A 13,944-nucleotide genomic window follows, 5' to 3' on the forward strand; every position below is an offset into this window, starting at 1 on the left:
GGAAGCTAAGCCTTTCAGCGCCGATGGTACTGCAGGGGGGACCCTGTGGGAGAGTAGGACGCCGCCGAACAATTATTCCGGGAAAGCCCCGTGCCTTTGTGGCACGGGGCTTTTCTGCGTTCACGGCCCGTTCTCCCGTACCCCTGTGCACCGGCCGTCGGCGGCTGAGGGTAAGGTCAGGGGGCATCATTGGCACGTTCCTCACAGGAGGCCCCCGGGTGGAGGTCCAGGAGACTCGAGTTCAGACGGACCGAGTACTCACCATCCCCAACATCCTCAGCACGGCTCGTCTCCTCGGCGTACCGCTCTTCCTGTGGCTGATCCTTCGCCCCGTGTTCGGCGGACCCAACAGTGACGGCTGGGCCCTGCTGGTCCTGATGCTGAGCGGGATCAGCGACTACCTGGACGGCAAGCTCGCCCGGCGCTGGAACCAGATCAGCAGCCTCGGCCGGCTCCTGGACCCGGCCGCCGACCGCCTCTACATTCTGTCGACCCTCTTCGGGCTCACCTGGCGCGAGATCCTGCCACTGTGGCTCACTGCCGCACTCCTCGCCCGCGAGCTGATGCTCCTCGTCATGGTGGGAATCCTGCGCCGTCACGGCTATCCGCCGCCGCAGGTGAACTTCCTCGGCAAAGCTGCAACATTCAACCTGATGTACGCCTTCCCCTTGTTGCTGCTCAGCGACGGAAGTGGTTGGCTTGCTTCGCTGGGGACCATTTTCGGATGGGCGTTCGCCGGATGGGGTACAACCCTGTATTGGTGGGCAGGAATCCTTTACGTGGTCCAGGTCCGCCGTCTCGTCAAGGCGGATCAAGCAGCCGATTAGCTCGTTGACGTGGTGCCGTGCAGCGTCGCCGGCCCGCACCGGATAGTCGTGGTGTTGCCCCGACGGGCGAAGTCGGCCAGACCGTCGTCTCTTCGAGGAGGACGTTTCCGACATGAAGGCCGTCGTGATGGCAGGCGGTGAAGGCACCCGCCTTCGCCCCATGACCTCAAGCATGCCCAAGCCGCTCCTGCCCGTGGCCAACCGGCCGATCATGGAGCATGTGCTACGCCTGCTCAAGAGGCACGGGCTCAACGAGACCGTGGTCACCGTCCAGTTCCTCGCCTCCCTCGTCAAGAATTACTTCGGCGACGGCGAAGAGCTCGGGATGGAGCTCAGTTATGCCAACGAGGAGAAGCCACTCGGCACCGCGGGGAGCGTGAAGAACGCCGAGGAGGCACTGAAGGACGACACCTTCCTGGTCATTTCCGGCGATGCCCTCACCGACTTCGATCTCACCGACCTCATCGCGTTCCACAAGGAAAAGGGCGCCCTCGTCACGGTGTGCCTGACCCGGGTCCCGAACCCGCTGGAATTCGGGATCACGATCGTGGACGAAGAGGGAAAGGTCGAGAGGTTCCTGGAGAAGCCCACCTGGGGCCAGGTCTTCTCGGACACCGTGAACACGGGCATCTACGTCATGGAGCCCGAGGTCTTCGACTACGTCCAGGCCGACACCTCGGTGGACTGGTCCGGTGACGTTTTCCCGCAGCTCATGAAGGACGGCAAGCTGATCTGCGGCTACATCGCAGAGGGCTACTGGGAAGACGTGGGCACGCACGAGAGCTACGTGAAGGCCCAGGCCGACGTACTGGAGCGCAAGGTCGACGTCGAACTCGACGGCTTCGAGATCTCCCCGGGGGTCTGGGTCGCGGAAGGGGCCGAGGTCCACCCCGACGCCGTCCTGCGGGGGCCGCTCTACATCGGTGACTATGCCAAGATCGAAGCCGGCGCCGAGATCCGTGAACACACCGTGGTGGGCTCGAACGTCGTGGTGAAATCCGGTGCGTTCCTTCACCGGGCCGTCGTGCACGACAACGTCTACGTCGGTCAGCACAGCAATCTGCGCGGCTGTGTGATCGGCAAGAACACCGACGTCATGCGGGCGGCGCGTATCGAGGACGGCGCCGTCATCGGTGACGAGTGTCTGGTCGGCGAAGAGTCGATCATCCAGGGCAACGTCCGCGTCTACCCCTTCAAGACCATCGAAGCCGGCGCGTTCGTCAACACCTCCGTGATCTGGGAGTCGCGTGGTCAGGCGCATCTCTTCGGCGCTCGCGGTGTCTCCGGCATCCTGAACGTCGAGATCACCCCGGAACTCGCCGTACGGCTCGCCGGGGCGTACGCGACGACCCTGAAGAAAGGCGCGACGGTAACCACCGCCCGTGACCACTCCCGTGGTGCCCGTGCGCTGAAGCGGGCGGTCATCTCGGCGCTGCAGGCGAGCGCCATCGACGTCCGGGACCTGGAGAACGTACCGCTGCCGGTGGCCCGGCAGCAGACCGCGCGGGGCAGCGCCGGCGGCATCATGATCCGGACGTCGCCCGGTGTACCCGACTCGGTCGACATCATGTTCTTCGACGAGCGGGGAGCCGACCTCTCCCAGGCCCGCCAGCGCAAGCTGGACCGGGTCTACGCACGCCAGGAGTACCGCAGGGCCTTCCCCGGAGAGATCGGAGACCTGCACTTCCCGTCCAGCGTCTTCGACTCCTACACGGGCTCGCTCCTGCGCAACGTCGACACGGCGGGCATCGCCGACGCGGGGCTCAAGGTCGTCGTGGACGCGTCCAACGGCAGCGCGGGGCTCGTGCTGCCCAGCCTCCTGGGACGCCTCGGCGTGGACGCGCTGACCATCAACCCGGGGCTCGACGAGTCGCGCCCGACCGAGTCGGCCGAGTCGAGGCGTGCGGGACTGGTGCGCCTCGGCGAGATCGTGTCGTCCGCGCGGGCCGCCTTCGGTGTGCGGTTCGACCCCGTGGGTGAACGGCTGTCCCTCGTGGACGAGCGGGGCCGCATCATCGAGGACGACCGTGCGCTCCTGGTCATGCTCGACCTCGTGGCGGCCGAGCGGAGGAGCGGGCGGGTGGCCCTGCCCGTGACGACCACGCGCGTCGCCGAGCAGGTCGCGGCCTATCACGGGACGCAGGTGGAGTGGACGACCACGTCACCCGACGATCTGACCCGTGTGGGCCGGGAAGACACCACCATCTTCGGCGGTGACGGCCGCGGCGGTTTCATCGTCCCCGAGTTCAGCAGCGTCTTCGACGGTGCGGCGGCCTTCGTCAGGCTGATCGGACTCGTGGCCAGGACACAGCTCACCCTCAGCCAGATCGATGCCCGCATCCCGCGCGCCCATGTGCTGCGTCGTGACCTCGCCACACCGTGGGCGGTCAAGGGGCTCGTCATGCGCCGGGTGGTGGAGGCCGCCGGAGAGCGGAACGTGGACACCACCGACGGTGTTCGCGTGGTCGAGACCGACGGCCGTTGGGTGATGGTGCTGCCCGACCCCTCCGAGGCCGTCACCCACCTGTGGGCGGAGGGCCCCGACGACGCCTCGGCCCAGGCGCTGCTCGACGAGTGGGCAGCCGTCGTGGACAGCGCGGGCGACTAGCGCTCCTCGTTCGGATCGGGCCGGGCTGCGGCCTGATCCGCCGAACGAAGGGCCATGGTCGTACGCCCCGGTCCGGAAGCCGTGTGCCGCGGCTTCCGGACCGACGGCGGGGCCATTCGGCGGCAGCAGGCATGACGTGCGACGATGTGCGGCATGTCGCAGCCGCCCCCCGATCGGAGTAGCGCTCCGCCGCGTGCTCGCCCCGACGCGTCCATGTCGCTGCTGACCACCGTGATGGAACACAGCCTCGACGAGGGATACGCCGAGGCTTCGGCACGTCGCCGCGCCGACGGCACAGAGGGCATGCCTCGCACCCTGAAGGCGAAGCTGGGCCTCGCCGCGGGCCTGGTGCTGGCCGCCCTCGTGGTGACACTCGGCGCCGCCGAGGCCCAGGTCGCGGCGCCGGTCGTGGCGAAGGAGCGCGAGGAGCTCATCGACCGGGTGAACGCCGAGACGTCCACGGCCGACGCCCTGGAGGCGGACGTCGACGGGCTGCGCAAGGACGTCGGTGAGCGTCAGCGCAAGGCACTGCAGGAGCACGGTGGGGACCAGGGCGGCCTGGTGGCGCTGCTGTCGGGCGCCACCCCCGTCGAGGGCCCCGGGATCAAGCTGGTCGTGGACGACGCGGAGGACACCGACCAGGGCGGTGGCGGGCCCCGTGAGTCCACCGGCTTCGCCGACACCGGGCGCGTACGGGACCGGGACATGCAGCGCGTGGTCAACGGACTGTGGCAGTCCGGCGCCGAGGCGGTCGCCATCAACGGGCAGCGACTCACCGCCCTCTCCGCGATCAGGGCGGCGGGCGACGCCATACTGGTCGACAACAGGCCGCTCGTGCCGCCGTACACGGTGCTGGCGGTGGGGGACGGGAAAAAGCTCGCCACCGCCTTCCAGGACAGTGCCGATGGCCAGTATCTTCAGGCGCTGCACGAGAGTTTCGACATCCGCACCAGCATCTCCGAGCAGGAGAAGGTACGTCTTCCTGCCGCGCCCAGCCTGATCGTGCGTACAGCAGAGCCTCAGGCCGCAGACACGGGCAGTGGTGCGGCAGACACAGGGAAGGGCACATCGTGATCGCCGTACTGGGCCTCGTCGTGGGAGTCGTGGTCGGACTGTTGGTCCGGCCCGAAGTGCCGGCGGTGGTCGAGCCCTATCTGCCGATCGCCGTGGTGGCCGCGCTCGACGCCGTATTCGGCGGTCTGCGGGCCATGCTCGACGGGATCTTCGTGGACAAGGTCTTCGTGGTGTCGTTCCTTTCGAACGTCGTGGTGGCCGCCCTGATCGTCTTCCTCGGCGACAAACTGGGCGTCGGAGCCCAGCTCTCCACCGGTGTGGTGGTCGTGCTCGGCATCCGGATCTTCTCCAACGCCGCGGCCATCCGCCGGCACGTCTTCCGGGCCTGACGCCGATGAGCAACGAACAGCACCCGGGCGGCGGACACAACCACCGCCGCGAGCGTTCCGACGGTGCGCTCCCGCCCGAAGCGCCCGCACCAGCACCGTCTCCCGATGTCCGGCCCGAGGAGGCCTCCGGCCGCCAGCGGCTGCGGTCAGGTCTCTGGCCGCCCAGGGTGAGCAGAGCCCAACTGATCGTGGCGCTCCTGCTGTTCGTCCTCGGTCTCGGGCTGGCCATCCAGGTGAGGTCGAACAGCGACAACAGCGCACTGCGCGGCGCCCGTCAGGAGGACCTGGTCCGCATCCTCGACGAGCTCGACAACCGCACCCAGCGCCTGGAGGACGAGAAGCAGCGTCTCGACGACCAGCGCACGGAGCTGGAGAACAGCTCCGACCAGGCGGAGGAGGCGCGTAAGCAGACGCTCGAGAAGGAGCGCCAACTCGGTATCCTGGCGGGTACGGTCGCGGCGCACGGCCCCGGCATCACGCTGACCATCAGTGACCCGAGCGGCGCGGTGGAGGCGGACATGCTCCTCGACACCATCCAGGAGCTGAGGGCCGCGGGCGCCGAGGCGATCCAGATCAATGGTGTACGCGTGGTGGCCAATACGTACTTCTCCGGTGACGGGGGAGAGCTGAAGGTCGACGGGCGGAAGATCGAGGCCCCCTACGCGTTCAAGGTCATCGGCAAGCCGCAGGACCTGGAGCCCGCTCTGAACATCCCCGGTGGTGTCGTGCAGACGCTGGAGAAGGAGCAGGCCACGGCGGAGGTGACACGCGCCGAGGACATCGTCGTGGACGCCTTGCGGCCGGCGAAGCAGCCTGATTACGCTCGATCGTCGTCCCGGTGAGAGGGCGGCGCGCGGTGTTCGAAGGAGACGGGCGTCAGGTTGCGGGGGGTCGGCGCAACGGATCGGTGACGCGTGGTGGAAACTGTCGGGTGGATACGGACGTTGTGAAGATGTCCGGGTCGGCAGGTGTGTTCATTCAGGGTTCGTCCTGCCCCACGGGCGGGTCTATTTCGGTCAAGGGGAAACGCCCGTGAAGTTGTTTGCGAAGTTGTTCGGAAAGAGTGCCCGCGAGGACAGCAACAGCGCTGCCCGCCACCGCGCTCCGCGTCAGGGTGCCGAGGAGCAGGGCTCGGAGCGCCCGCTCTTCCGCGACGAGGTCCAGGGGGCCGCCGGCGGGTCCGGCGCGCCGTCCGTTGACCCTGGAGGTGCGGGACGCATAGGTTTCGGTGAATCATCGACCTCGAACACGGGTGGAGGCTTCGGCCCTGCTCCGGAGGGCTCGTCCATGCCAGTTTGTACGAGGTGCGGGCATCGGAACGCCGAGGCCAGCCGTTTCTGCTCCAACTGCGGCGCGCCGCTGCGGGGCGGGGTCCCCGAGCGTGCCTCGGAGACGACCTCGACCATCTCCATCTCCGGTATCGAGGCGTACGAGGCCGAGGCGACGGGCCAGACGGCCGTTCCCTCGCTCTCCCCGGAGGCCCAGGCCGCCGTCGACGCCCTGCCGGCGGGATCCGCGCTGCTGGTGGTCCGGCGCGGCCCGAACTCCGGCAGCCGCTTCCTGCTGGACGGCGACCTGACGACGGCGGGCCGTCACCCTCAGAGCGACATCTTTCTCGACGACGTGACCGTGTCGCGGCGTCATGTGGAGTTCAACAGGAGCCCGGACGGTAGTTTCACCGTGGGCGACGTCGGCAGCCTCAACGGCACCTACGTCAATCGCGAGCGCATCGATTCCGTCGCGCTGACCAACGGTGACGAAGTCCAGATCGGGAAGTACCGGCTGGTCTTCTACGCCAGCCAGCGGGGCGTGTGACCCTCCCCCGGACTCCGTCCGGGGGAACCCCCAGGAAGGTCCATGCTGCGAACACCGACAGGCGGTGCCGGTCACGGCACCGCCGCCGCAGGCGAGCGCGCGATGAGCATCGGCACGGTGCTCCTGCAGCTGCGCGACGAGTTTCCTGAAGTCACCATCTCCAAGATCCGCTTCCTGGAGGCGGAAGGCCTGATCGACCCCCAGCGGACGCCGTCGGGCTACCGGAAGTTCAGCCCCGGCGACGTCGAGCGGCTCGCTCAGGTGCTGCGCATGCAGCGGGACCACTACCTCCCGCTCAAGGTCATCCGTGAGCATCTGGAAGCCCTGGCCCGCGGTGAGCAGGCGGCGCTGCCGTCGCCAGGCGGGCCTGGCGAGCCCGTCGACCCGCTCAGGGACCAGGACCCGGGGCGGGCCACCGCTGCCCGTATCGGACGCCCGGAGCTCCTGGCCGCCGCTGAGGCCACCGAGGAGCAGCTGGACGAGTGGGAGTCGTACGGGCTGATCGTGCCCGCCTCCGGGGGCAGCTACGATGCCGAGGCGGTGAACGTGGCGCGTCTGGTGGCGGATCTGGGCCGATTCGGTTTGGAACCGCGGCATCTGCGGGCTGTCAAAGCGGCCGCGGAGCGCGAGGCCGGCCTGGTCGAACAGGTGGTCGCGCCGCTGCGCCGGCACCGGAATCCGCAGACCAGGGCCCATGCCGAGGCCACGGCGAAGGAGCTGGCGGAGCTCTCGGTCCGGCTTCACGCGGCGCTCGTGATGACCGCGCTGAAGGCCGGCTTCCACTGAGGGCGGAGGAGCCCGACTATCCAAACATGGCGGGCACGTCCTAGGGTTGCTGTGTGAACGAGCTCGACGTTGTGGGTGTCCGGGTGGAAATGCCCTCCAACCAACCGATCGTGCTCCTGCGTGAAGTGGGAGGCGACCGGTATCTCCCTATCTGGATCGGCCCTGGGGAAGCGACCGCGATCGCCTTCGCCCAGCAGGGCATGGCTCCGGCCAGGCCGCTGACCCATGATCTCTTCAAGGATGTGCTCGAGGCCGTGGGCCAGGAGCTCACCGAGGTCCGGATCACGGACCTCAGGGAAGGGGTCTTCTACGCGGAGCTGGTCTTTGCCAGTGGGGTCGAGGTGAGCGCCCGGCCGTCCGACGCCATAGCGCTCGCCCTGCGCACCGGCACGCCGATCTACGGCAGTGACGGTGTGCTGGACGACGCCGGCATCGCCATCCCGGACGAGCAGGAGGACGAGGTGGAGAAGTTCCGCGAGTTCCTCGACCAGATCTCGCCGGAGGACTTCGGTACCAACAGCCAGTGACCGTCCTGAACGGCGGGGGCGTCAGCGCATCCGGCAAGCCTTTCCCGGAAATCAGTCACGGGAAACCACCCTCAGGGTGATTATCACTCGGCGTGCCGAGTGTGGCGATCGTTGACGCACCCCTGGTGACTGCCTACCTTCGAGGTGGCAGGTCTAGGACGGAGGTCGGCGTGAGAAGTAGCGGCGACGGTACGGCTGAGGGTGGGCCGTACCGGCAGCACGGGAGTGCAGCCGACCACTCCATCAGACAGCCGGTTCAGCCGGCGGTGGTGGCAGCGGACGGTGTGGCAGCAGGGGCAGGGGACATCGGCTATCGAGGGCCGACGGCGTGTGCGGCGGCCGGGATCACCTACCGACAGCTCGACTACTGGGCCCGTACGGGGCTGGTGGAGCCGAGCGTGCGCCCGGCTTACGGGTCGGGGACGCAACGTCTTTACAGTTTCCGGGACGTGGTCCTCCTCAAGATCGTCAAGCGGTTCCTGGACACGGGGGTCGCCCTCCAGAACATCCGCACCACCGTCCAGCACCTCAGGGCCCGCGGATTCACGGATCTCGAGCGGATGACCCTGATGAGCGACGGAGCGACGGTCTACGAGTGCTCCTCGCCCGACGAGGTCGTGAAGCTGCTCCAGGGGGGTCAGGGCGTCTTCGGCATCGCCGTGGGCGTCGTGTGGCGGGACGTCGACGCGGCGCTGTCCCAGCTCCACGGAGAGCGCGTCGACACCGGGGAGACCCTGATCGGCAACAACCCCGCCGACGAACTGGCGCGGCGACGCAACCGCGCGGTCTGAGCCGCCGGGGCGGTGCGGCCCGGGTGCCGGGCGGGGCGGTTGTCAGTGGTGTAGGGCAGCATCGGTCGGTGTGAGAGCCGCGCCGACCATCCTGCATCTGGACATGGATGCCTTCTACGCCTCTGCGGAGCAGGCGGCGAAGCCCAGCCTGCGCGGCAAACCTGTGGTCGTCGGCGGCCTCGGGACGCGCGGCGTGGTCGCCACCGCTTCGTACGAGGCCCGGCGTCTGGGTGTGCACTCGGCGATGCCCATGGCGCAGGCGAGGCGGCTCGCGCCCAACGCCGCGTATCTGGTCCCGCGTTTCGCGCTCTACCGGACGGTGAGCGACCAGGTGATGGAGCTTCTGGGGCGGCTGTCCCCGCTCGTCGAACCGCTCAGCCTGGACGAGGCCTTCGTCGATCTGGAGGCCGGCGGGGTCGCCGACGACTCGGCGTCCGCCCGTCTGGTCGGTGAGCAGCTGCGCACCGTGATCAAGGGCGTCACCGGGCTGAGCGGTTCGGTGGGTCTGGCCGGCTCCAAGATGCTGGCCAAGATCGCCTCGGAGGAGGCGAAGCCGGACGGGCTGCTGCTGATCGAGCCCGGCACCGAGCGTGAGCTCCTGGCACCCATGTCCGTGCGTACCCTCCCGGGTGTGGGGCCCGCCACGGGCGACCACCTCCGGCGCGCCGGGATGACCGTCGTCAGTCACCTGGCGGAGGCCGGTGAGGCGGAGCTCGTGAGACTGCTGGGCAAGGCGCACGGAGTGGCGCTCCACCGCATGGCGCGAGGCTACGACGATCGTCCCGTCGTCGCCGAGCGGGACGCCAAGTCGGTGTCGGTCGAGGACACCTTCGACGTCGACCTGCACGACCGGGTGCGCGTCAGGACGGAGGTGGAGCGCCTGGCTGACCGCTGTGTGCGGCGGCTGCGGACCGCGGGGCGGTCCGGGCGCACGGTCGTCCTCAAGGTGCGCCGATACGACTTCTCGACCCTCACCAGGTCCGAGACGCTGCGTGGCCCCACAGACGAGCCCACGGTGGTCAGGGAGGCCGCAGCGCGGCTCCTGGAGGCCGTGGACACGACCGGCGGTGTGCGGCTGCTCGGAGTCGGTGTCACCGGCCTGGCGGACTTCACGCAGGAGGATCTCTTCGCGCAGGCTGCCGACGCGGAACACGCGGCCGAGGAGTCCGCGGCCGCCGACGCCGCCACCACCGACGGGCGGGGCGGGGCACCGGACGAAGCGTCGGGAGCGGAGTCCCGGGGGAGCGGGGAACAGCCTGCCCTGCGGCGCTGGCAGGCCGGGCACGACGTACGGCACGACGTCCACGGTCACGGCTGGGTGCAGGGCAGTGGTGTCGGCCGTGTCACCGTGCGCTTCGAGGAACCGTGGACGCCCCCCGGCCGGGTGCGCACGTTCCTCGTCGGCGATCCGGCGCTGAGGCCCGCCGACCCACTGCCTCTGGTCCGGGAGGCGGCGGACTACTCCTCGTGGCCGGCCAGCTTGCCGAAGTCCCTGTCGGGGCCCGTGCCGGCGGAGGAGGACGAGTCGAGCCCGTAGTGGCGGTAGAGCTGCAGCTCCTGCTCGGGGGACAGGTGGCGGCCCACGCCGAAGTCGGGCGCGTCCTTGATCAGCGACCTGTCGAAGGGGATCAGCAGGGCACCGTCGACGAACTCGCTCGGCTCCAGGGGGACGAACGCGTCCCTGGTGAACAGGCCGGTGCGTACGGCGGCCCACTCGGGCACCCCGGTGGCATCGTCGAGATAGACCTCGTCCACCGTCCCGATCTTGGCACCTTGACGGTCGAAGGCCTTGCGTCCGATCAGGCTGCGCGGATCGATGTCGGTCTGCACGGTGCCTCCCACTGGTCACGACTCCATGAAGTGGTCGCGGCTGCTCCACAGGCACTACGAAAAGCCAGATCCGGGCCGTCGGCCACTCGAGACGGCCCGCGCCCACCCCGCTGGTAGGCTGGAACACGGCTGCTGACCCTGTGCGGGAGAGTCCTCCGGAGTGGTCCGGAGGCGCCGAAGGAGCAACTCCTCCCCGGAATCTCTCAGGCCCCCGTACCGCACGGACGAGGTCACTCTGGAAAGCAGGGCGGGATCCGTACGGCAGCGCGCCGCGACGGGCACCTCCCTCACCGACGGTGAAAACCGGTATGCCCTGGGCGTGCCGGTGAAGCTCTCAGGTCAGATGACAGAGGGGGAGGCCGTCCGGGCAGCCACGCCGTGGCGCCCCTCGCAGGTCGTGACAGACCAGGAGGCCTCCAACATGACCCCCCGTCGCACTCCGCTCTCCCAGCTGGAGCAGGGCATTCCGTTCGAGCACCGCCACATCGGGCCCGATGCCGGGGCTCAGGCGAAGATGCTCGCCCAGGTCGGCTACGGCTCCCTCGACGAGCTCACCGCTGCCGCGGTGCCCGACGTGATCAGGAGTGCCGAGGCGCTGAACCTCCCCGAGGCCCGCACCGAGGCAGAGGTCCTGGCCGAGCTGCGCAGCCTCGCCGACCGCAACCAGGTGCTCGCACCGATGATCGGGCTCGGCTACTACGGGACGTTCACCCCGCCGGTGATCCTGCGCAACGTCATGGAGAACCCCGCCTGGTACACCGCGTACACGCCGTACCAGCCGGAGATCTCCCAGGGGCGGCTCGAGGCCCTCCTCAACTTCCAGACGATGGTCGCCGACCTCACCGGACTGCCGACCTCGGGTGCCTCGCTGCTCGACGAGGGCACGGCCGCGGCCGAGGCGATGGCGCTGGCACGACGGGTCGGCAAGGTCAAGGGCGGCGTCTTCCTGGTCGACGCCGACACGCTGCCGCAGACCATCGCCGTGATCGGGACCCGCGCCGAGCCGACCGGCGTCGAGGTCGTCGTCGCCGACCTCACCGAGGGCATCCCGGCGGAGGTCGCCGAGCGCGGCGTCTTCGGCGTGCTGCTCCAGTACCCGGGTGCCTCCGGTGCCGTACGGGACATCAGGCCCGTCATCGAGCAGGCGCACGGACTGGGCGCGATCGTCTCCGTCGCCGCCGACCTGCTGGCCCTGACGCTGCTCACCTCGCCCGGCGAGCTGGGCGCGGACATCGCCGTTGGCACCACACAGCGCTTCGGTGTCCCGATGGGCTTCGGCGGACCGCACGCCGGCTTCATGGCCGTACGCGAGAAGTTCGCCCGCAGCCTGCCCGGCCGCCTCGTCGGTGTCTCCGTCGACGCGGACGGCGACAAGGCCTACCGGCTGGCGCTGCAGACCCGCGAGCAGCACATCCGCCGGGAGAAGGCCACCAGCAACATCTGCACCGCCCAGGTGCTGCTCGCCGTCATGGCCGGCATGTACGCCGTCTATCACGGGCCCGAGGGCCTGCGGACGATCGCCCGGCGCACCCACCGCTTCGCCGTGATCCTCGCCGAGGGGCTGCGGGCCGCCGGGGCCGAGGTCGTGCACGACGCCTACTTCGACACGCTCACCGTCCGGGTGCCCGGTGCGGCGGCCGACGTGGTCGCCGGCGCGCGTGAGCGCGGCGTGAACCTCCGCCTCGTCGACGCCGACCACGTCTCCGTCGCCTGCGACGAGACGACCACCCGTGCCCGGATCGCCGCCGTCTGGGCCGCCTTCGGCGCCGGTGGCGACATCGAGGCCCTGGACGCCGAGGCGGCCGAGGCGCTGCCCGACGGACTGCTGCGCACCGACGCCGTGCTCACGCACCCGGTGTTCCACCAGTACCGCTCCGAGACTGCGATGCTGCGCTACCTCCGTAAGCTCGCCGACCGCGACTACGCGCTGGACCGCGGCATGATCCCGCTGGGTTCCTGCACCATGAAGCTCAACGCGACCGCCGAGATGGAGTCGATCACCTGGCCCGAATTCGGTGCGCTGCACCCCTTCGCGCCGGCCGAGCAGGCGCAGGGCTTCCTCACCCTCATCCGTGAGCTGGAGGAGCGCCTCGCCGAGGTCACCGGTTACGACGCCGTCTCCATCCAGCCCAACGCGGGCTCGCAGGGTGAGTTCGCCGGGCTGCTCGCCGTCCGCGCGTACCACCGGGCCAACGGGGACCACGGGCGCACCGTCTGCCTGATCCCGTCCTCCGCGCACGGCACCAACGCCGCGAGCGCCGTCATGGCCGGCATGAAGGTCGTCGTGGTGAAGACCGCCGACGACGGCGAGGTCGACATACAGGATCTCCGGGCCAAGATCGCGAAGCACCGTGACGAGCTCGCCGTCCTCATGATCACCTACCCCTCCACGCACGGTGTCTTCGAGGAACACGTCGCGGACATCTGCGGCGAGGTGCACGACGCCGGCGGCCAGGTGTACGTGGACGGCGCCAACCTCAACGCGCTGGTCGGTCTCGCCAAGCCGGGCCACTTCGGCGGCGACGTCTCCCACCTGAACCTGCACAAGACCTTCTGCATCCCGCACGGCGGCGGCGGCCCGGGCGTCGGTCCGGTCGGGGTGCGCGCCCACCTGGCGCCGTACCTCCCCAACCACCCCCTCCAGCCCGCTGCGGGCCCGGAGACCGGTATCGGCCCGATCTCGGCCGCTCCGTGGGGCTCGGCGGGCATCCTGCCGATCTCGTGGGCGTACGTACGCCTCATGGGGGGCGAGGGGCTGAAGCGTGCGACGCAGGTCGCCGTACTCGCGGCCAACTACATCGCCAAGCGGCTCGAACCGCACTTCCCGGTCCTGTACAACGGCCCGGCCGGTCTGGTCGCGCACGAGTGCATCGTGGACCTGCGCCCGGTGTCCAAGGCGACCGGCGTCAGCATCGACGACATCGCCAAGCGGCTGATCGACTACGGCTTCCACTCGCCGACCATGTCGTTCCCGGTGGCCGGGACCCTGATGATCGAGCCGACCGAGAGCGAGGACCTCGCCGAGATCGACCGGTTCTGCGACACGATGATCGCCATTCGCGGCGAGATCGACAAGGTCGCCTCCGGCGTGTGGAGCGCGGACGACAACCCGCTGCGCAACGCCCCGCACACGGCCGCGGCGCTCGGTGGGGAGTGGACCCACGGCTACACCCGCGAAGAGGCGGTCTTCCCGTCCGGCGTCACGCCGTCGGACAAGTACTGGCCGCCGGTGCGCCGGATCGACGGCGCGTTCGGTGACCGCAACCTGGTCTGCTCCTGCCCTCCGCTGGACGAGTACGACCAGTAGGCCGGGCGTACACGCGTCGGGGCCGGTGCGGAGCTTCTCCGGGCCGGCCC

12 protein-coding genes and 1 riboswitch are annotated in these 13,944 nt (G+C 69.4%); of the genes, 11 read left to right on the forward strand and 1 reads right to left on the reverse strand.

The features are described 5' to 3' along the window. The first annotated feature begins 218 nt into the window (after window positions 1-218). From JOC24_RS27820 to JOC24_RS27865, 10 genes are all read left to right on the forward strand, one after another. Window positions 219-827 (forward strand): CDP-alcohol phosphatidyltransferase family protein, encoded by a 609-nt coding sequence (locus JOC24_RS27820; RefSeq protein WP_205023165.1) that lies wholly within the window; start codon window positions 219-221, stop codon window positions 825-827. A 112-nt stretch (window positions 828-939) separates the two neighbouring features. Further along, complete coding sequence (locus JOC24_RS27825; protein ID WP_205023166.1) at window positions 940-3,435, forward strand: mannose-1-phosphate guanyltransferase; 2,496 nt, start codon at window positions 940-942, stop codon at window positions 3,433-3,435. 153 nt (window positions 3,436-3,588) lie between these two features. After that, a complete protein-coding gene (locus JOC24_RS27830) occupies window positions 3,589-4,509 on the forward strand; it encodes a DUF881 domain-containing protein (RefSeq protein WP_205023167.1) in 921 nt (306 codons plus the stop codon). Beyond that, complete coding sequence (locus JOC24_RS27835; RefSeq protein WP_003970459.1) at window positions 4,506-4,838, forward strand: small basic family protein; 333 nt, start codon at window positions 4,506-4,508, stop codon at window positions 4,836-4,838. Before JOC24_RS27830 ends, JOC24_RS27835 begins: the two co-directional genes overlap by 4 nt. A gap of 5 nt (window positions 4,839-4,843) precedes the next feature. Then, on the forward strand, window positions 4,844-5,680 hold the full coding sequence (locus JOC24_RS27840) for a DUF881 domain-containing protein (RefSeq protein ID WP_205023168.1): 837 nt from the start codon (window positions 4,844-4,846) through the stop codon (window positions 5,678-5,680). Between the two features lie 61 nt (window positions 5,681-5,741). Next, entirely contained in the window at window positions 5,742-6,653 is a 912-nt protein-coding gene (locus JOC24_RS27845) for an FHA domain-containing protein (protein ID WP_205023283.1), read from the forward strand. Between the two features lie 42 nt (window positions 6,654-6,695). Further along, window positions 6,696-7,439 (forward strand): transcriptional regulator FtsR, encoded by a 744-nt coding sequence (locus tag JOC24_RS27850; RefSeq protein ID WP_205023169.1) that lies wholly within the window; start codon window positions 6,696-6,698, stop codon window positions 7,437-7,439. A gap of 53 nt (window positions 7,440-7,492) precedes the next feature. Next, window positions 7,493-7,966: a bifunctional nuclease family protein gene (locus tag JOC24_RS27855; RefSeq protein WP_006123076.1), complete on the forward strand. Its 474-nt coding sequence runs from the start codon at window positions 7,493-7,495 to the stop codon at window positions 7,964-7,966. A 170-nt stretch (window positions 7,967-8,136) separates the two neighbouring features. Beyond that, entirely contained in the window at window positions 8,137-8,757 is a 621-nt protein-coding gene (locus JOC24_RS27860; RefSeq protein ID WP_205023170.1) for a MerR family transcriptional regulator, read from the forward strand. A 70-nt stretch (window positions 8,758-8,827) separates the two neighbouring features. Next, entirely contained in the window at window positions 8,828-10,294 is a 1,467-nt protein-coding gene (locus JOC24_RS27865) for a DNA polymerase IV (protein ID WP_205023171.1), read from the forward strand. Here JOC24_RS27865 and JOC24_RS27870 read toward each other — a convergent pair. Further along, window positions 10,216-10,587 (reverse strand): PRC-barrel domain-containing protein, encoded by a 372-nt coding sequence (locus JOC24_RS27870; protein ID WP_205023172.1) that lies wholly within the window; start codon window positions 10,585-10,587, stop codon window positions 10,216-10,218. The genes JOC24_RS27865 and JOC24_RS27870 overlap by 79 nt on opposite strands. Window positions 10,588-10,720: 133 nt before the next feature. Next, a riboswitch (glycine riboswitch) is annotated at window positions 10,721-10,816 on the forward strand. 192 nt (window positions 10,817-11,008) lie between these two features. Here JOC24_RS27870 and gcvP point away from each other — a divergent pair. Continuing rightward, window positions 11,009-13,894 carry an aminomethyl-transferring glycine dehydrogenase gene (gene gcvP, locus JOC24_RS27875; protein ID WP_205023173.1) on the forward strand — a complete coding sequence of 962 codons (2,886 nt, stop codon included), beginning with the start codon at window positions 11,009-11,011 and terminating at the stop codon, window positions 13,892-13,894. Window positions 13,895-13,944 lie beyond the last annotated feature (50 nt).

Source organism: Streptomyces sp. HB132 (assembly GCF_016909575.1).
Taxonomy (GTDB): domain Bacteria; phylum Actinomycetota; class Actinomycetes; order Streptomycetales; family Streptomycetaceae; genus Streptomyces.